This window comes from Candidatus Frackibacter sp. WG13 (genome assembly GCF_900114655.1).
In the GTDB taxonomy this organism is placed as follows: domain Bacteria; phylum Bacillota; class Halanaerobiia; order Halobacteroidales; family Acetohalobiaceae; genus Frackibacter.
In genome coordinates this window covers 1-20,198 of the sequence record NZ_FOTT01000016.1, presented here as the reverse complement: position 1 = coordinate 20,198, position 20,198 = coordinate 1, and the positions used below count along the sequence as shown (strand labels likewise).

18 protein-coding genes and 1 riboswitch are annotated in these 20,198 nt (G+C 32.2%); of the genes, 2 read left to right on the top strand and 16 right to left on the bottom strand.

All coding sequences use genetic code 11. From position 1 onward, the window contains the following. Positions 1 to 12: 12 nt before the first annotated feature. Positions 13 to 747 carry a YetF domain-containing protein gene (locus BM077_RS09170; RefSeq protein ID WP_176941683.1) on the bottom strand — a complete coding sequence of 245 codons (735 nt, stop codon included), beginning with the start codon at positions 745 to 747 and terminating at the stop codon, positions 13 to 15. Between the two features lie 337 nt (positions 748 to 1,084). Here BM077_RS09170 and BM077_RS09165 point away from each other — a divergent pair, with 337 nt between their 5' ends. Beyond that, the gene (locus tag BM077_RS09165; protein ID WP_089749653.1) at positions 1,085 to 1,600 is read left to right on the top strand and encodes a hypothetical protein; all 516 of its coding nucleotides are present in this window, start codon (positions 1,085 to 1,087) and stop codon (positions 1,598 to 1,600) included. A gap of 16 nt (positions 1,601 to 1,616) precedes the next feature. Here the strand turns inward: BM077_RS09165 and BM077_RS09160 are convergent, their stop codons facing one another. Then, complete coding sequence (locus BM077_RS09160) at positions 1,617 to 2,003, bottom strand: PadR family transcriptional regulator (protein ID WP_089749655.1); 387 nt, start codon at positions 2,001 to 2,003, stop codon at positions 1,617 to 1,619. A gap of 225 nt (positions 2,004 to 2,228) precedes the next feature. On the opposite strand from BM077_RS09160, the gene BM077_RS09155 reads away from it, so the two are divergent. Continuing rightward, positions 2,229 to 2,495 carry a hypothetical protein gene (locus BM077_RS09155; protein ID WP_089749657.1) on the top strand — a complete coding sequence of 89 codons (267 nt, stop codon included), beginning with the start codon at positions 2,229 to 2,231 and terminating at the stop codon, positions 2,493 to 2,495. A 31-nt stretch (positions 2,496 to 2,526) separates the two neighbouring features. On the opposite strand, the gene BM077_RS09150 is transcribed toward BM077_RS09155, so the two are convergent. From BM077_RS09150 to BM077_RS09085, 14 genes are all read right to left on the bottom strand, one after another. Beyond that, on the bottom strand, positions 2,527 to 3,975 hold the full coding sequence (locus BM077_RS09150) for a Mur ligase family protein (RefSeq protein WP_089749659.1): 1,449 nt from the start codon (positions 3,973 to 3,975) through the stop codon (positions 2,527 to 2,529). Positions 3,976 to 4,090: 115 nt separating this feature from the next. Next, positions 4,091 to 4,954, bottom strand: coding sequence for a methylenetetrahydrofolate reductase (locus tag BM077_RS09145; protein ID WP_089749661.1), 864 nt, complete (start codon positions 4,952 to 4,954; stop codon positions 4,091 to 4,093). Between the two features lie 193 nt (positions 4,955 to 5,147). Continuing rightward, positions 5,148 to 7,562 (bottom strand): homocysteine S-methyltransferase family protein, encoded by a 2,415-nt coding sequence (locus BM077_RS09140; protein ID WP_089749663.1) that lies wholly within the window; start codon positions 7,560 to 7,562, stop codon positions 5,148 to 5,150. Positions 7,563 to 7,651: 89 nt separating this feature from the next. Then, positions 7,652 to 7,761, bottom strand: a riboswitch (SAM riboswitch). 86 nt (positions 7,762 to 7,847) lie between these two features. Then, positions 7,848 to 8,624, bottom strand: coding sequence for a hypothetical protein (locus tag BM077_RS09135; protein WP_090095235.1), 777 nt, complete (start codon positions 8,622 to 8,624; stop codon positions 7,848 to 7,850). A 24-nt stretch (positions 8,625 to 8,648) separates the two neighbouring features. After that, positions 8,649 to 8,876: a hypothetical protein gene (locus tag BM077_RS09130; RefSeq protein ID WP_090095233.1), complete on the bottom strand. Its 228-nt coding sequence runs from the start codon at positions 8,874 to 8,876 to the stop codon at positions 8,649 to 8,651. A gap of 118 nt (positions 8,877 to 8,994) precedes the next feature. Further along, positions 8,995 to 9,891, bottom strand: coding sequence for a homoserine kinase (gene thrB, locus BM077_RS09125; protein WP_218124675.1), 897 nt, complete (start codon positions 9,889 to 9,891; stop codon positions 8,995 to 8,997). Further along, positions 9,884 to 11,125 carry an aspartate kinase gene (locus tag BM077_RS09120; RefSeq protein ID WP_089749669.1) on the bottom strand — a complete coding sequence of 414 codons (1,242 nt, stop codon included), beginning with the start codon at positions 11,123 to 11,125 and terminating at the stop codon, positions 9,884 to 9,886. The genes thrB and BM077_RS09120 overlap by 8 nt, the downstream gene beginning before the upstream one ends. Before the next feature lie 40 nt (positions 11,126 to 11,165). Next, complete coding sequence (locus BM077_RS09115) at positions 11,166 to 12,467, bottom strand: homoserine dehydrogenase (RefSeq protein WP_089749670.1); 1,302 nt, start codon at positions 12,465 to 12,467, stop codon at positions 11,166 to 11,168. 28 nt (positions 12,468 to 12,495) lie between these two features. Further along, positions 12,496 to 12,939 (bottom strand): ACT domain-containing protein, encoded by a 444-nt coding sequence (locus BM077_RS09110; protein WP_089749672.1) that lies wholly within the window; start codon positions 12,937 to 12,939, stop codon positions 12,496 to 12,498. A gap of 383 nt (positions 12,940 to 13,322) precedes the next feature. Further along, positions 13,323 to 14,312, bottom strand: coding sequence for a DUF4280 domain-containing protein (locus BM077_RS13875; RefSeq protein WP_218140284.1), 990 nt, complete (start codon positions 14,310 to 14,312; stop codon positions 13,323 to 13,325). A 15-nt stretch (positions 14,313 to 14,327) separates the two neighbouring features. After that, on the bottom strand, positions 14,328 to 16,715 hold the full coding sequence (locus BM077_RS09100) for a hypothetical protein (protein ID WP_089749674.1): 2,388 nt from the start codon (positions 16,713 to 16,715) through the stop codon (positions 14,328 to 14,330). A 16-nt stretch (positions 16,716 to 16,731) separates the two neighbouring features. Further along, on the bottom strand, positions 16,732 to 17,484 hold the full coding sequence (locus tag BM077_RS09095) for a hypothetical protein (protein WP_089749675.1): 753 nt from the start codon (positions 17,482 to 17,484) through the stop codon (positions 16,732 to 16,734). Positions 17,485 to 17,555: 71 nt separating this feature from the next. After that, positions 17,556 to 18,437: a hypothetical protein gene (locus tag BM077_RS09090; protein WP_089749677.1), complete on the bottom strand. Its 882-nt coding sequence runs from the start codon at positions 18,435 to 18,437 to the stop codon at positions 17,556 to 17,558. A 95-nt stretch (positions 18,438 to 18,532) separates the two neighbouring features. Next, positions 18,533 to 19,558 carry an RHS repeat domain-containing protein gene (locus BM077_RS09085; protein WP_089749679.1) on the bottom strand — a complete coding sequence of 342 codons (1,026 nt, stop codon included), beginning with the start codon at positions 19,556 to 19,558 and terminating at the stop codon, positions 18,533 to 18,535. Between the last annotated feature and the right edge of the window lie 640 nt (positions 19,559 to 20,198).

Below are 20,198 nucleotides of genomic sequence, written 5' to 3'. Positions count from 1 at the left end.
TAGAAATTTTCATTAATGGAAAGAATCAGGAATCGAATCCATAATTCGTTTAGTTAATTCCTTAGCATTCTTAGTCGTTACGTATAGCTCACCAGTAGTATCTAAAGTAGCTAATAAAACATCTTTAATCTTAGTAACCCCTTGTTTCTTTAATTCGCTCATTAACCATTCTTCATTTAAGTCTAGCTTTTTTAAATTTTTATGATTAATCTTACCATCATTAATAACAATAGCTGGTATCCCTTCATAATCAGTATCTAAATCTAAATCTTCGGGAGTAATACCTCGTTTTTGTGATTTTGGCATTACTGTCAAGGTGCCTGAAGTCTCTAGAATAGCAAATTCAACATCAGCAATATTAAAGGTACCGCTCTCTCGTAATTGAGCCATTAAGTCATGAATATTATATCTGGAATTTTTCATCTCATCCTCTACAATCTCACCATTTTTAATTAAAATACTAGGGCTACCATTTAATAATTTTCTCATTTTTTCGCTCTTAAGAGATAAAAAAGAGATAATAAGTTGAAAAGCACTTAATGAGAGTATAGGGACAATAGCATGAATAAGTGGTGCTTGATGATCTTCAATTAAGATTACTCCTAGTTCTGCTATCATCAATGAAACAACTAAGTCAAAAGGAGTCAACTCACCTATCTCTCTCTTGCCCATAACTCTAACTGCTAATAAAGTAAAGATATAGATAAAGACCGTTCTTCCAAACATAATATAGATTTCTTTTAACATAAAATAAACACTCCTTATCAGATAAAAGAATATTTTAAATTTAATATAGAGCACCTGTATAATTAGTCAATAATTGACAACACTATTAATGATAAGGAGATAGAATATAGCTATACCTTGATTTAAACCTTAATTAATCACTAAAAACAAGTTAAAGAGAGTTAAAATTATAATTTTAACTCTCTTTATAAGATATTATCTCTTTTTTCTTTTAAAATATACTATCTATCTAGAATCTTCATGATTCTTCGGCATCATTATTATCAAAATAAAATACAAACTATTATCACAACTGGAAAGATTAGTAAATAATATATATAGAAGGAAGTGACAAAACATGGGAAAGGTTATTGTGTCTAAATACATGGCAGAAAATAATTTGAATTTTCATAAACTGATTAGAAAATTTAAAGATGAGAAAGAATTAGGTTATAAGTATTTTCGTAAAGATATTGAAGATATCCACTTAAATTCTGAGGTCGAACTTTTCGAATATAAGATAAGACCTAATATCTGTTATACTACTCGTAATGCTTTGCCACTTTTACCAATTCCTATTAAACGAGAAACTTACCAAAGATATAATAACAGATTTAAGCTTTTAGAGGAGTTAGCTATAGCAAAGATTGCCTTTGAAAAAGAAGGTTATAGACCCAAACAGATAAATATTAAACGGGAATTAATAGACTATACGATTAGGTTAATTCATAGGCATTATGACTATCAAGACCCTTATTTAGGAACAGAAATTATTTGGGTTGATTTAAAACCTAATATCCTAAAAACTTTGGACTACTGTTTTAGATATGAATTGAACGGAATTAGCAATGGTTTATTAATTAAAAGCAGTTAACTCCTCATTCTCTTTTTTAAATATTGCCTTCATAAATCTCTTCTATAGCAGTTTCAACAATCTTTTTTGCTTCTCTAAATGAACTTTTATATTTTATCTTCATCTTCTCTAAATGGTCTCCTCCCTTTTCAGTCAATCGATAATATCTAATCGACCGTTTATCAGGTTCAGACCACCAACTTTCTAAATATCCTTCCTTCTCCATCTCTCGCAAAAGCGGATATACCATACCTCTTGATGGCTGCCACCGAGCATCCATTTGGTCATTAATAGTATCCAAAATTTTCTGCCCATACATCTTCTTATTATTCTTTAATAGATGTAAAATATAAATTGATGTAAATGCAGTTGTACTTATCTTAGCTGGAAATTGTCGATTTAATTTCCCTTTATAATTGCTCATGATTTTTCCTCCCTAAAGTTTATAATCAAAATTGAATTTACTATCAATATTATTTATAGAAAAGAAATAATTCTCCTTCTTTATTTGAATAGTCTTAGAAAGTAGGTTGCTTTTAAATACAATTATAACTATTTTTTATAATAATTTACATATTATGGAGGGATTTTAGTTGTGTATCTCTAAATATATTAAATAACACTTATAATTTAAAAGGGGGAATAACTTATGTGGGTTAAAAGAAGAATCAGCAAATATCGTTTTTCTAAAATCGGCACTTATCAAACAGCTCTAACCAAAACATTAAATATTCTACAACAAAAATATGGCACTAATAAAGTATTTCTCACTCACGAAAAAGATAAGGAAGGCAATAATCATCTGTTCATCAAGGCCAACTTAAAAAAGTCAGAGGTTGAGTCCTTTAAACGGACTTATTATCAGATAACAAATATGTTCTTTGCCGGTGAACATAATCATCGCATCTCTATCTAGAGACTATAAATATAATAATTATTTAAATCTTTTAATGATAATCTTTAATCATATTCAGAATACGTTCCGATGCAGTATCCATAGCATGAGCACCGATTAATAGTACTAAGTCATTATCGCCCACTTGTTCTATTGTTTCGTACAAGCACGGTTGTAATCTATTAAAATATTTTAATTCGATTCCATTATTACTTAAAGTTTTGATAAATAATTCTCTCTCTTCATCTGCAACTATATCATACTTATTAGCTAGTTTTTTACAACTAGTTATGTATAGTTTAGTAGTATTTAGTTTAGGAATGTATTCACTTATTATTTCGGCATTCTCTTTATTTACAGTTAGACCCCGATTACCACGAATAGCATTGATGATATATAAATTATTATAGTCTAACTCTTTAACAGTTTCAAAGATAGCCTTGTAATTACCAGGATTATGAGCACAATCATCTATAATAGTGAAATCATCATTATAAATAACCTCTAATCTTCTAAAAAAAGGCTTGAATCTTCTCAAGCCTTCTTGAATCTTCCTCTTCTCTAATCGATGAAGTAAACCAATAATTATAGTAGCTAAAGCATTATATATATTATGTTTTCCTAGCAATTTCAGGTCTACTTTGAATCTTTGTGGTTGAATCACTCTATCATTCATATCATTGAGCTGCTTCTGAATTACAACTGTAAATCTACTACCTTCGGTACTATATTGAACATCGATGGCTCTTACTTGGGCTTCTTTGCTAAAGCCATAAGTAATAATTTTTGGCGAAATATCTTCGATAATTCTACTAGCATACGGATCATCTATATTAATCAAAGCCATCTTATCGTCAGTACATTGCTTGAAAAGTTCTTTCTTAGTTAATAGATAATCTTCAAAGTCATTATGTAAATCTAAATGATCTCTTGTTATATTAGTATGGACTACTATATCAAAGTCCAACCCATCTACTCTATTTAACTTTAGCCCATGAGATGATACTTCCATAGCTGCAATATCTACATTCTTATTTACCATCTTTCCTAAAAAATTATTAATCTCAACTGCCCCTGGCGTCGTTAATGTAGCTTCCTCAACTTCATCACCAACCTTAGTCTTAACAGTTCCAATTAAGCCTGTCTCAAAATCATTGGTTGCAAATAATGACTCTATCAAATGAGTTGTAGTCGTCTTACCATTAGTACCTGTCACTCCAACTAATTTTAACTTTTGAGAAGGTGAATCATAAAACTCATCAGCTAACTTAGCTAAAGTTTCACGAGCATTATTGACTTTGATTATTGGCACTTTTAATTCATCTATCTTCAACTCAGCTACTTCTTCAGTATAGATTACCTTTGCTCCTCTTTGAATAGCATCTATTATATATTTATTCCCATCATCTTGATAGCCATTAATAGCAACAAAAGCATATCCGGGGTTAACTTTTCTTGAATCACAAGTAACTCCAGAAATATCATAATCACAGATCTTCATTACTGCTAGCCCTCCCTTAATTACAACTCTCCTTAATTATTTTACCTAAATTAAGAATAAATATTAAGGAAGTTTAAAATAGTCCCTTTATCCAAGGGACTATTTTTGCTTACTATTAAGCAGCAATAATCTGATTTGCTGTTTCTATACCACCAACCGGCATAATATGAATACCATCTACGTCATCTTTAATCTGGGTTACTAACTCTTGACAGATTCTTATACCTTCTTCTAATCCCGCTCCTCTCATTCTTGCTAAGATCTCTTTTGAAATCTTAATCCCGGGAACATTTTTATTAAAATAATCTGCCATTCCCTCATTTTTCAAAGGCAAAATCCCAACCAAAATAGGAATTTCAATCTCCCCTAAATAATCTAAAAATCTAAATAGACTATCTACATCATAGACTGGTTGAGTTTGAATAAATTTAGCTCCAGCCTCAACTTTTTCATTTAATCTTTTAATCTCTACAGATAAATTGTCAGCAGTAGGATTGACAGCCACTCCCGGATTTATCTTTGGTCTCCCAGTTAACGAATTCCCTTGAGCATCAAACCCTTCATTCAACCTAGTAATTAATTCTACTAATCCGACTGAATCCAAATCAAAGACTCCTGTTGCATCTGGATGATCACCATTCTTCGGATCATCGCCAGTTAATACTAAAAAGTTATCTACTCCTAAAGTATTTGCCGCCAATAAATCTGATTGAAGCCCTAACAAGTTTTTATCTCTACAAGTTAAATGAGAGATTGCAGTTAAATCTAATTCCTCTTGAATATGATGGGCAAATATAGTAGCATTAAAAGCCAAATTAGCCATCGGATTATCAGTTACATTTACTGCTGCTACTCTATTACTTAATTTTGACAATTGCTTAATCTTCCCTTCTAATTCTATTCCTTTCGGTGGATTAACCTCTACTGTAATTAATAGGTCATCTTGATTTAAGAAATCATCTCTTCTATTACTACTCATCTATTCTATCATCCCTTCTACTTTTCCTAGTATATTATAAGTCAAATGAACCTCATACCTACAATAGTTCACATTTCTTTAAATATTTTTCATCTCAATTATCACCATTTTAACTATAATCTAAAGCTATTGCATAGCCAATTGATTATACTTGAAATCTAATTTTTTAGATGCTGTTACACTTTAAACATAATTAATTTATCAGTTTTTCTATCTTCCTTACTGCTGTTATAGCATCAGCGGCATACCCATCAGCACCTATATTGTTAGCATACTCTTGGTCAACTACTGCTCCTCCTAAAATAACCTTAATTGCTAATTCTTCTTTGGCTAATAATTCAACTACTCTTTCCATCTCTAACATAGTAGTAGTCATTAACGCACTAAGTCCAATTACATCAACTTCATTCGCTTTAGCTTCAGCAATAATCTCTTCTGCTGGTACATCCTTACCTAAGTCTAAAACTTCAAAACCATGATTCTCTAAGACTACTTTAACGATATTCTTACCGATATCATGTACATCACCTTTAACAGTAGCTAATAATACTTTTCCTGCCGAAGAAGTCTCGGCATCAAACTCTAATTGGTCCTTCAAATACTTAAAACCTTCTTGCATACTTTCCGCAGCTGCCATTAACTGTGGTAAAAAATATTCACCGGATTCATACTTCTCACCCACTGCTTTGATACCAGGAATTAAAGCTTGATTCATTATTTTTTCTGGAGAATAATCTTCTAAGACATCTTTAATTAATGCAACTATATCTTCTTTCTGTCCTTTCAAAACAGCTTCCTCTATCCTTCCCAAAGAAGTATTCTCATCTTCCTTAACGATAGATTTGACCTTTTTATCTTGAGTACCATCTTTTTGATTAGGGTCTAAATCCGCTATATAATTTTTAGCATTTTGATCACGATTAGTTAATAAATCTGCTGCTGAAATAGTCTGTTGTAGATCTTCGTCTAGTGGATCTACTATGTAGGCATCCAATCCATATCCTAAAGCCATTGCTAAAAAGGTACGGTTTAAAAGTGGTTTACTAGGCAGACCGTAAGAAACATTACTTACTCCTAAGACAGTCTTTAAGCCTAACTCTTCCTTGACTAATTTAATCGCTTTTAAGGTCTCTACCACTTCTTCTTGCTTCGTACTAGCAGTTAAGACTAATGTATCGATTAGAAGATTTTCAGGTGCAATCCCATATTCCACAGCTTCTTCTTTAATCTTTTTGGCTACCTCCAATCGCCCTTTGGCTGTACTTGGAATTCCATCTTCATCTAAAGTTAAGCAGATAAGCGAGGCACCATACTTCTTCGCTACTGGTAATACTCTATCTAAACTCTCCTGCTCACCGGTTACTGAATTAATCAGTGCCTTCCCGGCAAAGGATTTCAATCCTGCTTCTAATACTTCTGGGTCAGTAGTATCGATTGCTACTGGAACCTGAGTAGTATTCTGAACCTTCTCTACTACTTTTTGCATCATCTCCACTTCATCAATTCCAGCGCCCCCAACATTTATATCTAATACTCTAGCCCCAGCTGCAACTTGGTCACTAATCTCTTGCTGAGTTATATTTAATTTGCCATTCTTTAATTCTTCGGTTAACTTCTCTCTTCCACTAGGATTAATTCGCTCTCCAATTAATAGACTTTCGTCTTGGTCGGACAGTTCTACTAATTGTGACCTACTGGCTAACCTAAACTTCTTTATTGATTTAGATAACTTAGGGTTAACCCCATCTAACTGTTGAGCAAAAGCTTTAATATGTTCTGGCGTAGTTCCACAACAACCACCAACAATCCGAACCCCTTCTTCTATAAACTTTTCAATATATGTAACCATTTCCGAAGGAGTTTCAGGATATACTGTCTCTCCATCCACCACTTTAGGTAGACCCGCATTAGGCTGCACAATTAAAGGCTTATCCGTAACTTGGTTTAACTCTTGGACTATTTTTAGTAATCCTCCTGGCCCTAAACTACAGTTAGCTCCAATTATATCTGCTCCTAACGCATCTAATACTACCGCTGCTACTTGGGGAGTCGTTCCGCTCAAAGTCCTCAGATTTTGATTAAATGTCATCTGGGTTATAACCGGTACTTCTTCAGTAACCTCTTTAGCTGCTACAACTGCTGCTTTTAACTCTTTTAAACTACTCATCGTCTCTAAACTAATTAGATCCACTCCTGCTTCTACCAAAGCACTGATCTGTTCTTTGAAGATATCAACCGCCTCTTCAAAAGTTATATTGCCAACTGGAGTTAAAAACTTACCGAAAGGTCCTACTGAACCAGCAATATAATTATCTCTTCCTACTTCTTGAGCTAGCTTTACTGCTTGCTTGTTAATCTCATTAACCTTCTTTTCTAAACCATAATCACTTAATTTTAGACGATTAGCACCAAAAGTATTAGTCTGTACTATCTGACTCCCAGCTGCTAAATAATCACTATGTATCTTTCTAATGATTTCTGGTCTTTCTAAATTCCAAGCTTCCGGAGCTGTATCAGTTCCTAAACCTGCTTCCTGCAGTCTAGTCCCCATTGCCCCATCTAATAATAATACTTCTTTCTCTAACCTCGCTAAAACCTCTAATTTCATCTTCTACTCTCCTCCTCAGTTCTATATAATCTTTTCATAAGAAAAACCTCTTCTCGTGTTGAGAAGAGGTTTTATATACTTTCCCTCTTCTCTCATCTCCCAATCTTGTTAGATTGCAGGATTTGGCACCATTGTATTCTTAACGAATACCGGTTGCCGGGCTTCATCGGGCCAGTCCCTCCGCCACTCTTGATAAGAGAATTTACTGCGAATATTCAACTTTAATTTTCACTAAGTATAACATCTAAATAATTACTTGTCAAGAAGAACTCTAGTTAATCATCTTTAGAAATTAAGATTAACTGATAAGCTAGCATAATCATTACTATCCATGGCTAAATTAGCATGCAAAGCAGCAAGATTAAGTCCTAAACCACCAGTAATAACTTCATCGCCACCACTTGCTGGCTTATACATTCCACCTCTTAAGGATAGACCGTTAAAAAGAATATTCTTTTCAATACCAAAGTGATAGATATCCTCACCGTTCTCAGGACTCTCGATATCAGCAGCTACAGTCGCTGCTAGTGGATAAGGTAACTTTACTGCTGCTCCAACAGTTACAGTCCGTGGTAAAGACTCTTCTAAATCAGCAGTTTTAGTAGCAGAATCCCATTCCCAATCTAAAGTTGAAGTTACATTTTTAATACTTAAGCCTAGATTAACCATATCCGTAACCTTAGCCAAAGCTCCAAAGTCTACACCATATCCTTTAGCCGTTGCACTTCCTTCGATAGTAGGAGCACTATTAGGGTCAGTAGGGTCATAACTTAAATTTTGTTCAACGCTATCATATTGACTCCACAATCCCTTTACATTAAAGCCCATAGAAAAAGCTCCAATATTCAATGGCGGTTCTAATAAATTAACCCCCCAAGAAGCTACTCCTTGTCCAATTGCCATATTTGTTAATTTAGGTTTATTATAAGTAAAATCATTCGTAGCTAAAACTCCTAAACCTATTTTTTTAAAGTTACCAGTCGCCATTAAATCAAAACTCATTTCAGTATCTTTTAATTGATCCAATTTATTAAACTGTTCAAGCTTACTGCTAGCATCCAATACATCTTGAGCATCACTGATAAATTATTGGTCAGGATTACTACCAACTCCAAATTGCATCCCTACCAATCCGCTCTGTACTAAACCGGCTGGATTCCAATAGATTGCCGTAGAATCATCAGCTACCGCAGTAAAGGCTCCACCCATTCCATAAGCTCTCGCTCCATACTTTTGAGCAGCAAAAGCAGGTGTAAAGCTCATTACTACTAATAACATGACTAAACATAAGATAATATTCATCTTTAATTTCATAATTTTTTAACCCCCTATTTTCATTAAAACTTTTTAGTGAAACTTTTCTCTTTCTTTTAATTTATTTCAACAGAGGGCAACACTTTTCCTGCAAATGCAAGAATAATTTTAACTATTTTTACTTTTCAATGATTACTCCATCTACAGCCGGTTCAGTAATTCTATAATCAGCTGCAATACCATGTTGAGCAAAGGTCTGAACCATTGTTTGTCCAACCTTCTCTTCTGCATCTAAAGTAAGAGCAACAATTGAAGGCCCAGCACCACTAAGAGCTACAGCCAAAGCTCCAGCATCTTTTGTCCGCTTAATAACTGACTCCATTCCCGGGACCAAGTCTTGACGATAAGACTGATGGAGTCTATCCTCAAAGCAAGTAGCTAATAATTCATAATCTTTACTCATTAAAGCTCCTATTAATAAAGCAATCCGGCTACAATTAAAGATAGCATCATTAAAGGTTACTTGTGCCGGCAGGACCTCTCTTGCTTCAGTTGTCGATAACTTAAAATCGGGAATTCCAACCACTGTCTTCAACTCTGGAGCATCCAACTTTTTATAAATTACTTCTTTTCCTTCTGGCATTACTGAAATTACTACACCACCTAATAAAGCCGGAGCGACATTATCCGGGTGCCCCTCTATATCAATAGCAAAATTTAATATCTGATCCTTAGAAAAAGGACCTCCAGCTAAATGATTAGCTAGAACTAATCCACCTACAATCACCGTCGCACTACTTCCTAAGCCCCTTGAGAGAGGAACTTGATTAATTAATTTAATGCTCAATCCCGTTGGCGAATAATCAGTCTTAGAGAACAGATACTCCATAGCTTGATAGACAAGATTCTCTTCATTATCCGGAAGCTCCTCTTGCCCTAATCCCTCTACTTCTATCTCTAAGCCTTCCTCTATCTCTTCAGCTTCAATTATATTATGAAAATTCAAAGCCATGCCTAAGATATCAAAACCAGGTCCTAAATTGGCTGTAGTGGCTGGAACTTTAACTCTATGCATCGCTACCACTTGTTTTTTCTGCAACATCTAGTTCAAACTTATCATGGATTGCTTGTACTGCTTCTTGAGCTCTAGCTTCATCTATTAAGCAAGAAACTTTAATCTCAGAAGTACTGATCATTTCGATATTAATATCAGTATCGGCTAATGACTCAAACATACTAGCCGCTACCCCTGGATTAGTAACCATTCCTGCTCCTACAATCGATACCTTAGCTACTTCTGAATCAAAGATAATGTCTTCTATCGTTAATTCAGTCTGAATTTCTCTTAAAATAACCTTAGCTTGGTCTAAATCTTCAGCATTAATAGTAAAAGTAATATCATTTACTTCACCACGATGTACATTCTGAATAATCATATCAACATTAATACTAGCATTGGCCAAAGTATTGAAGATATGTGAAGCAATACCTGGTCTATCAGGTACTCCAATCAAAGAAATCTTAACTTCGTCAGTATTACAAGCAACCCCACTTACGACTCTATCTTTTTCCAAATCACCCACCTCCTTAACATGTGTTCCCGGCTCATAATTAAAGCTTGACCGAACAGCTAAATTAATATTATACTGTTTAGCAAATTCTACTGACCTTGGCTGTAAAACTTGAGCTCCTAAACTAGCCATCTCTAACATTTCATCATAAGAAATCTCTGCTAACTTTACAGCATTCTCTACGATTCTAGGGTCAGCGGTATATATCCCATCAACATCCGTATAAATCTCGCAAATATCAGCATCAAGTTTAGTCGCTAAAGCAACTGCTGTCGTATCCGAACCACCACGACCTAAAGTAGTAATATCATTATTAATCGTTACTCCTTGAAATCCAGCTACTACTACAATCTTATCTTTGGTTAACTCTTCTTCTAACCGAGTAGAATCTATCTTTAAAATTTTAGCCTTAGTATGGATATCATCAGTAATAATCCCTACTTGCGAACCAGTTAAAGAGATAACATCTTCACCAAGCTCATTAATAGCCATCGCTAATAAAGCCACAGAGACCTGCTCTCCAGTAGAAATTAACATATCATACTCTCGTTTAGGAGGTTGGTCGGTCACCTGCTTAGATAAATCTATTAATTCATCAGTAGTATCTCCTAAAGCTGAAACAACTGCTACTACTTGAGCTCCCTCCCGCTTTCTCTTAACTATTCTTTCAGCCACTTTCTTAATCCTATCTGGATTGGCAACAGAAGTTCCACCATATTTTTGTACGATTAATCCCATTATCCTCTTGCCCCCTATTCACTTCTCTCTATATTAGATCTTAATAACATTCTTCTCCTTCAACTCTAATTATACTATTAATCCCTTTAACTTCTGCTAATTCTTTAATTTTATCTAACGCTGTTTGTAAATTACCTTCTGCTACCTGATGAGTAACTAATACTAAAGGCACTGCATTCTTAGTCTTTCCTTTTTGAATTAATGATTCAATACTTACTTCATTCTCACCAAAAATACTAGATACTGCTGCTAAAACTCCTGGCTTATCAGCAACCTCTAACCGTATATAAAATTTAGTATGAATCTCTCTCATTGGCTTTAATTCTTTATTTTTAGAACAACCACAAGCTATTCTTCCATTAGCACCATAATTGATATTACGAGCTATATCTATCACATCAGCAACAATAGCACTACCTGTTGGTAAAGAACCAGCCCCTTGACCATAATACATTAACTCGCCAACTGCATGGCCTTTAACAAAGACAGCATTAAAGACATCATTTACAGCTGCTAAAGGATGGTCATTCGGAATCATTGTTGGATGAACTCTAGCCTCTATCTTATTATCGACTTCTTTACCAATCGCTAATAGTTTAATAACATACCCTAATTCTTTAGCATATGTAATATCTTTCTGTGTTACTTCAGAAATTCCTTCTAAATATATGTCATTTATATCAATTCTAGATTCAAAGGCAATTGCTGACAATATAGCTAATTTATAAGCAGCATCATAACCTTCTACATCAGCAGTTGGATCGGCCTCTGCATATCCTTTCTCCTGGGCTTCAGCTAATACCTCATTAAAATCAACATCCTCTTGCGCCATCTTAGTTAAGATATAATTAGTAGTACCATTAACGATCCCCATCATCTCTTCTACTCTATTAGCTGTTAAAGACTCTTTTAAGGACCTAATAATCGGAATACCACCACCGACACTAGCTTCAAAGTATAAATCTACACCATTTTCCGCAGCTAAATCTAATAATTCATCACCATGCTTAGCCATTACTTCTTTATTAGCAGTAACAACATGTTTCTTAGCCTTCAAAGCTCTACTAATAAATTCTTTAGCTGGATTAACTCCACCTATTACTTCAACAACAATATCAATCTCTTCATTCTCTAATACATCCTCAGGTTTGTCAGTCATAACTCCAGGAGTAAGACCTACTTCTTCTCCTTTCGTTAAATCTCTATCCAATACTTTTACTAACTCTAACTTATTCTTAATCTTTTGATTAATATTTTCACTATTTCCTAATAAAATTTTAGCTACTCCGCTACCAACAGTTCCTAATCCTAAAATTCCTACTTTAATCTCTGGTTTCTCCATGCTTAACTCCTCCTTGGTGATATAATAATTAATATCTAAAATTTTGAGCTATGATCTCCACTTTCTTAATTCCATCTAATTTCTTCATATGTTCTACTACTTGGTCTATATCTATTTCCATTCTCATTGTTTCCATTGTAATGGTGGCATTGGCTATTCCTTGTAAAGGGATACCTTGATTAATCGTTAATACATTTCCTTTAACTTCAGCAATCTTATTAATTACTCGTGATAAGACTCCTGATTCATGCTTTAGAAGTAAGGATAGAGTGATTATCTTCTTCTGTTTATCCTCTAAGAAAGGAAACACATGATCTTTATACTTATAATATGCACTTCTGCTTAAGCCTACTCTTTCCACAGCTTCATTAATCTTATCGACTTCACCTAATTTTAGTAACTTTTTAACTTCTATCGTCTTCATGATAGCCGTAGGTAGAATATCTTTATGTACTACATAATATTCGTTCATTTCGTTAATTTTTGACTCACCTGCCCTGTCCACTTGTAGTGGATATTTGTGTAATGACGTTACACATTATAACACGCCCTCTTTTAGAAAGCAAGCTTTGTTAATGCCGATTGAATTGAATTATAGATGTTATGCTTTGTTTTTGTTGGTAATGCTAGGAATTGCTAAGGAGGGGAGTTATTAGTTGACAGTTGACAGTTGATAGTTAAAAACATTTAAAACTTTTATAAGCTTAAAGACACAAACTTACATAGACTAAAGTGAATATTATTAGTCATAAGTGACTAAGTTGTAACCGTACGTTAGCTGCAAAATTAAGTAACAGGAACCAGTGATAGTTGTCAGTGATTCGTTTAATCGCAGTTTCTATATAACAAATTTTTCTATTCTGTTACTAAATCTTGCCCTGGATCGACTACTTTTATTACTCCAGCGTAGGCACAGTTTAATTTTGAAGTCTCTAATACAGTTGGAATCCCGGTTATTGTTACATCATTTTTTCCTCCTTGCCATGACGCAGGTATATTAGGTTGGCAAGGCATTTTCTTTAAATTACCATGATTAGCTGCAGTGGCTACTGCTACCGTAGGATTTGCCATACTCTTACATTTGCCGAAAGGCTTGATATTAACCATCGGTTTGCTATCTTGATTGGTAGCCATCGGCTTACCTTGAATATAGACATTATGAATATCAACCACTTTAAATTTACTCTTTTTATCTCCCTGGTTGCATTGTAATGTTGCACCGTCACAGACATAAAGTCGAGCTTGATTACTACTAGCACTACTAGAATCATTTTCGCTGTTTTTATCGTTTTGGACTTTATTTATAGTACTTTCTTTGGTAGCTGTTACCTTGGCACTGGATGCATCATTTGCCATAGATTTTGTATTACTTTTTTCTTCAACTTCTGGCCAAGCTATTTTCTCATTAGGATAGATCCATAAGAAGCCATCTTTAATCCGCTCTTCTTCTTTAAGCCATTTATTCTCTTCTTTTGCAAGTACTTTACTCTTTGGCGCTTTGTCACCAGTGGCACTATTTATTATTGAATCTCCTTCTAGATAGTAAGGTGCTTCATTTTCTATCCATAGGCCATAATCGCCTTCTTGAAAGTTATCAATCATTAGTTTATGAATCTCCGATTCACTATCTAAATAAGTTATAACCAGATTATTTTGCAATGTTTTTACATACTTGTTCTTATATGAATCTTTAAATAGCCGTTCTTTATCTTCCACTGATTTAATATTTTTTCCTATTAAATTATTATTTATCTTTAATTTACTCTTTCCTTGTACTTCTTTACTATCGTTTCTGTAATCTTTAACAGTCTTTTCATCACTATTAACTGCATATTCTTGAATCATTCCGTCGTACCTCCTTTAAACTGCACTTCCACAAATAAGATCTATTTTAATCGGTAAGTTAATTCCATAATCTCCATTTACAAAATTTTCAATCTCTATTTTCCACATATTTGACGGTCCAAAATTTATAATCAAATTATCATTCTCAATATCATACTCACATAAGATCGTCATATACTGTTTATCTTTATTCCTAAAACCCACAATACATTTTTTCCCATAAACAATATAATTATCCTTAATAAAGGTAATTTTAGCTAAATTATAATCTCCATTTACATCACCTAAATTAATTAAAATTTCTCCGTTACCATTTGAATCATTATAAATATAACGATTATTAGGGGTACTTTTATTTTTAAAAGCCTTACCAAATCTATATTCTTTACTTCCAACATCTGTCTCTGACTTATTTCTGTCTTTACTTCCATACATAATAGCATGATTACCTTCAAAAGCTAGCCCATAATCGCCATTTACAAAGTCTTCGATCAATATAAATCTCCCTTTAGGATCTCCATACTGAATTAATAACTGATCTTTTTTAGGACTGAAAAGATAATAACATTGATTCTCATCTCTATACTCTAAATAGTCATCATCCAATTCACCTACTTTGTTCATCTCTCTTCCTATTAATTCACCGTCTATCTTAATCCCTTTACCCCCATTAGACCTATAATGTTCGTTTAAATGATAATCAAATAACCCTTCCTGCTCTTTATTAATTTCATATATCTTAGTATCTATAATTTCACAATCTAAACTACCTTTTAACGTGTGATAATTACGCGTTAGATATATATTATAATCACTATTTTTAAAGTCTTTAATAACTAGCTTATCAATGGCTCCATATTCTATCGTTAAAGAATCCTCTTCAAGGTCATAAGTATAAGTCAATTCGCCTTCGTTAAAAGTACTTTCTTTATATTTCTCTTTAATTGTTATTCGTTTAAAATATTCACCTTGGTCTTCAAACAATCGTTTTTCTACCTCTATTCTTTCTAAATCTTGACCAATCTGCTGTCCATTAATGCTTATTTGACCATTTCCATCACTCTTTTTATAATCCCTATTACTACCATGACCAGTAAAAAATTTAAAGTAATTTTCCTTATTCGTCTTCTGAATAGTATTCGTAGCAGTACCATATAATATATCTTTATTACCTTCTGGCACTATTAAAGCAGGTATATCATTTTGTACCTTAACTAATTTACTCTCTCTAGAACTTAAAATAATAAAGCTATCTTTTTTAAGTTTCGGCTCTTCCTTTTCTAATTCACTGCTTAATCTATAATCTTCTTTTAACCAACTATTAAACTTAATTAAGTATGGAATATCATAACCCCACTTTTTTAAGGTCTTATCTTTATATTTTAAACTCTTAATAAAATCACGTGACCTTACAAAAAAGTTATTAATATTCACCGCAATTCTACTACTATCTGAAACTGTACTTCTCCCTTTGGACTCTATTATAGTCATCTTACTATCGCAAATGGATTTTTCAAACCAATTAGGAAACTTATCTCTAATTTCCTCTACATATTGATTATATTTATTACTGTTTACTATAATTTCTAATTCATTAGTCCTTAAATTATAGTTAAAGGCATTAGAATCATCAAATCTTACTTTAAAACTATTTGTAATCTCTCGCAAAAAACCTGTCCCAAATATTTGCCTTGCTTTTTGAATATCTTCTATGCTTCCAGCAATATTTAAATTATTCTCTGTTCCTGTAATTCTAACTGTTGCATCATCAATCTGGATTGTATTATCTACTTTTTCGAATAAATGATCAATAAAAGAATTTACTCCGTCTCCTACTCGATTAGAGAGAAATGTTATACATACTGTGGCCGCAAGTAATCCTAATGGATTACTAAGCATTCTACCTACTTCCATTGTGCTCAACAATTGCAAACCAACACTATATATAAACATCGATGTTCCTGCAGAAGATAATTGACTTATCACAGCTTGACCATACTCCTCGTTATTACTACGGTCTTTTATAACTCCTATTCCATAAGTTATTAAATTCATGCCCATTCCTATACTAACACAATAGACTTTAACACTATTTTCTCCATATTCTTTAACTAACTCTTCAATTATTGACTGATTTACATCTATTGAATCACTAATCACATACTCTGCGACTTTTTTGATTAATTTGTTAGAAATATAATTATTATTTTTCTTCTGTATATCGAGATTCTTTATAAGTTTATTAAAATCTTTAAGTTCAATATATTGCTTAAAATCTTTATTGTTATTAAATTCAATCACTTTAGTAGAATTTTCTAATACTATTAAAGAAATATTAATATCATTAATTCTTCCTAACTCTATTACTTGCGTATCATTTAATTTACTGCTTTTTCCCTGCATATAATTTCTCCCTTCCTTAATTTAATAATATACTTTTTGGGAATCTCAAATTTAAAATTAGAGCTAAAGACAATATAACTTCTTCTTTAATTGTATCTCTCGTTCCAGAGATTATATTCAAACAATACATTTTATCTTTTTGGGTTTTTATTTTTACTTTTTCTAACTCTGCTAATAACATTTTATCTTTTCTATAAATTTCAAATTCTTTTGATTGTGTAATCCAGTCAGGTCTATTTCCCATTAAATCAAATAAAAAACTGTCTTTTAATTTAGCTTTTAATCTTAATTCTTTTTTAGAATCATAAAATAAACAAACTCTTCTTTTAATTAACTTGTACTTAAACCTACCAATTAATTTCCCTTTACTATCAATTAACTCATAAATTTGTGAAAACCAAGTGCAATTATCTTTTAAAAATTTTATTTCTATAATTTTACTTTCTTTATTATTACTTTCATAAATAATCATATTACAATAAGAATTATTAAATATACCTTCTTTAGCATATTCATTAATATTCACATAGGCTACTATTTCTCCATATTTATTATATATATATAAACTATCTGAACTACATAAATCTGACCTATCAAAATAAAATTCATCTATCCCTTTCAAACCATTGTTTTCTACTTTTTTACTCTTATCCTTAGTTTTAAAGGTTCTTTCCTTCCTTTCATCTTCCTCCTGTAACCAATTAATTACAAAATAAATCCATCCAAAAAAACCAATCGCAAGCATTGCCCCAATTATTACAATATTCATTGTAACCCTCTCCTCTCTTAACCAAAAAACCTTAATGTACATTAATCATTTACTAAAATCACTTATATATGTTATATAATATAAGCAAGAGCTAAAGTTAATCTATATTCTAATTGTTGTTCAAAGTCTTTTAATCGCTTAGCTTTCACAGGATTATCCTCTGTTAACTCATCCCAATCTATCCCATTATACTTGGGGTCATACATTACTGTTACAACTGCTGGAGCCCAAATAGCAAAGTACTCACTAATAAATTCTTGCCCTTTTTGAGTTGCTTTATTTTTTAATTTATCTATTCTACTATCATCTTTATCAATCTGCTCTTCTAATTTCTTGCTAAGATCTTTTATCTTTTTATTATTATCTAACTTTCCAGCTTCTTTCACTTTCTCTGCTAATTGTTTTTCTAACTTCATTCCTTTTTTTAATTTTGCTAGATCTTTAGCAGTCGAATACAATTTATAAGTGTTCTCTACTTTTTTCACTCTGTGATAAGTTTTTACTAATTTTTCTAAACTTTTTGTAGACTCTGAATCACTCTTCTTTGCCTCTACTTCTTTTATAAACTTACCATCTAAAGACTCAGGGATATGTTCAGATAAATAATCAAACATAACAATAGGACTGCCTTTTATAAGCCCTTTATATTCATCTTTCATATTAGATAAATCTCCAAATAATGATGCTTTAGAAGCATCCTTGGAAACAAAGAAAGTAACTATGATATCACTTGCTGATAAGAAGGCCTGTTTAGCTTCGCCTTCAGCTATCCATTCAGCATTGTTTAGAGCGTTGGTGTAAGAGGTTGCTAAATTATCAATTGCATCTTCGGCTGTTTCTGGATATGGACATTCTGCCCATGGTTTGCCTTGTTTTATAGGCTGCCCTTCTTTTCGCTTTTTTCTAACATAATACATTTTCTTATCTGAATTATAATAAACTTCTTTTGCCATTTTCACCTCACCTTTCTTAAGTTATTTTGAATTTCTACGTTTATAGTGATAAATAATCTTTGCTTTTCCATCTATATCTTTATAGATAGACTTAATTATATTACCTTTACTATTATATTTTCTTTCAATCCAAAGACCTTTTCTTTGAACTCCATTTTTAAATATATCCATATGTGTCTCCTCAATATTATTATTTTTTTATCAAATAAATATTTTTTTAAATTATTTATATTTCCTTTCCTATCTTTAGAAATAAATTTTATCCTATTGCCATTCTTATCATACTCCCATTCAAACCAGGTATCAATTTCACCATTTACCCTCTCTATATACTTCTTACTTTTTCCAAATTTATTATAATAAGTTATGATCTCCGCCGTCTTCTTTCCAAACTGCCCGTCTATTTCTCTTATCTCTGTTTCTTTTATCTTTCTTCCCTGACCATCATACTCTCTCTTAAAGTGAGAAACTGCATGTAATTCAAAAATACCATCAACATCATCGATTGCTTTTGTCTTTTCTCCTTTTTTATTGTAATAAAATTTCTTAGTACGTCCGTTAAGTACATCATTAGTATATTTGTACTTTAAATTTCCATTCTTATGGTACTTATAGATTCCTTTACCCAACTTTGTTCCTCGGTCAGTGGATTTAATGAGATAACCTGTTTTTTTACCATCTTTATTATAACTATAAGTCTTAATTACATCTATTTTATCTCCCATAAATAGTATTGTATCTGCTTTTTTAATTAATCTTCCTTCGTCATCATACTCATACTTTTCATAGCTAGTTACTTTTCCTTTTTCATTCTTATCAATTTCACTCAATAATCTATCTTGCTTATCATATTTCTCTATTCTTGTTACACGTTTTTCTCCTGAATCTACATCTTCTCTTATAACTGTAACGACCAAATGTACTTTCTTCTTTTGTTCTTTGGATAATTTATAATATAGCTCTTTACTGTTCTTAGATCCTGTTGCTTGCTTTGCTTGTGCTACTTCTTTTACTTGCGAAGCCTTTTTCGCTTTACTATCTCCTCCTGTACAAGCGGTTAAAAATAATATTAAAGTAAATAGCAAAAGTAATATTATTATTTTATTTCTGAGCTTTCTCAATTTAAATACCCCTTCCTGATAAATGATAATTATGTATATAAATACACTATATGTAAATATTGTACATAAGAATAATTCTCCCTGCATTTCTTTATACATAACAAGAAAAAACCAAAATTAACCAGTATTCTACTTTCTAAAATATATATCATATTTGTTATCTGTCAATTATTTTATTGCTCAACCTTAGCCTTAATCTTAAAACTTTTTACTTACTCGCCTATCGTTTACCATAATTAATTATATATTCTATATAATTACAAATACATTATAGTATAACTACTTTTATTATTCAAGAAATTTTTACCATTGAATATAGAAAGATAAGTGTTATAAATAATAAAAAGCTCTCACTTATATCTTATATAATATAAGCAAGAACTAAAGTTAATCTATCTATATTCTAATTGTTGTTCAGAGTATTTTAATCGTTTACTTTCACAGGATTTTCCTCCGTTAACTCATCCCAATCTATCCCATTATATTTGGGATTATACATTACTGTTACAACTGCAGGATAAAGCAAATAAGATTGCGCCTCATGATGACTTTCAGTCTCCTACCTTACGGAGTAAATCAAAATTAAAGTAAAAGGTGGTATGTGTTTCAATCCTTATTTTAATGGAAGTATCTCTATAAC

Coding starts and splice junctions, on each gene's coding strand:
- BM077_RS09170 (WP_176941683.1), bottom strand. CDS start 747: ATGTTAAAAGAAATCTATATTATGTTTGGAAGAACGGTCTTTATCTAT.
- BM077_RS09165 (WP_089749653.1), top strand. CDS start 1,085: ATGGGAAAGGTTATTGTGTCTAAATACATGGCAGAAAATAATTTGAAT.
- BM077_RS09160 (WP_089749655.1), bottom strand. CDS start 2,003: ATGAGCAATTATAAAGGGAAATTAAATCGACAATTTCCAGCTAAGATA.
- BM077_RS09155 (WP_089749657.1), top strand. CDS start 2,229: ATGTGGGTTAAAAGAAGAATCAGCAAATATCGTTTTTCTAAAATCGGC.
- BM077_RS09150 (WP_089749659.1), bottom strand. CDS start 3,975: ATGAAGATCTGTGATTATGATATTTCTGGAGTTACTTGTGATTCAAGA.
- BM077_RS09145 (WP_089749661.1), bottom strand. CDS start 4,954: ATGAGTAGTAATAGAAGAGATGATTTCTTAAATCAAGATGACCTATTA.
- BM077_RS09140 (WP_089749663.1), bottom strand. CDS start 7,562: ATGAAATTAGAGGTTTTAGCGAGGTTAGAGAAAGAAGTATTATTATTA.
- BM077_RS09130 (WP_090095233.1), bottom strand. CDS start 8,876: ATGAAATTAAAGATGAATATTATCTTATGTTTAGTCATGTTATTAGTA.
- thrB (WP_218124675.1), bottom strand. CDS start 9,891: ATGCATAGAGTTAAAGTTCCAGCCACTACAGCCAATTTAGGACCTGGT.
- BM077_RS09120 (WP_089749669.1), bottom strand. CDS start 11,125: ATGGGATTAATCGTACAAAAATATGGTGGAACTTCTGTTGCCAATCCA.
- BM077_RS09115 (WP_089749670.1), bottom strand. CDS start 12,467: ATGGAGAAACCAGAGATTAAAGTAGGAATTTTAGGATTAGGAACTGTT.
- BM077_RS09110 (WP_089749672.1), bottom strand. CDS start 12,939: ATGAACGAATATTATGTAGTACATAAAGATATTCTACCTACGGCTATC.
- BM077_RS13875 (WP_218140284.1), bottom strand. CDS start 14,312: ATGATTCAAGAATATGCAGTTAATAGTGATGAAAAGACTGTTAAAGAT.
- BM077_RS09100 (WP_089749674.1), bottom strand. CDS start 16,715: ATGCAGGGAAAAAGCAGTAAATTAAATGATACGCAAGTAATAGAGTTA.
- BM077_RS09095 (WP_089749675.1), bottom strand. CDS start 17,484: ATGAATATTGTAATAATTGGGGCAATGCTTGCGATTGGTTTTTTTGGA.
- BM077_RS09090 (WP_089749677.1), bottom strand. CDS start 18,437: ATGGCAAAAGAAGTTTATTATAATTCAGATAAGAAAATGTATTATGTT.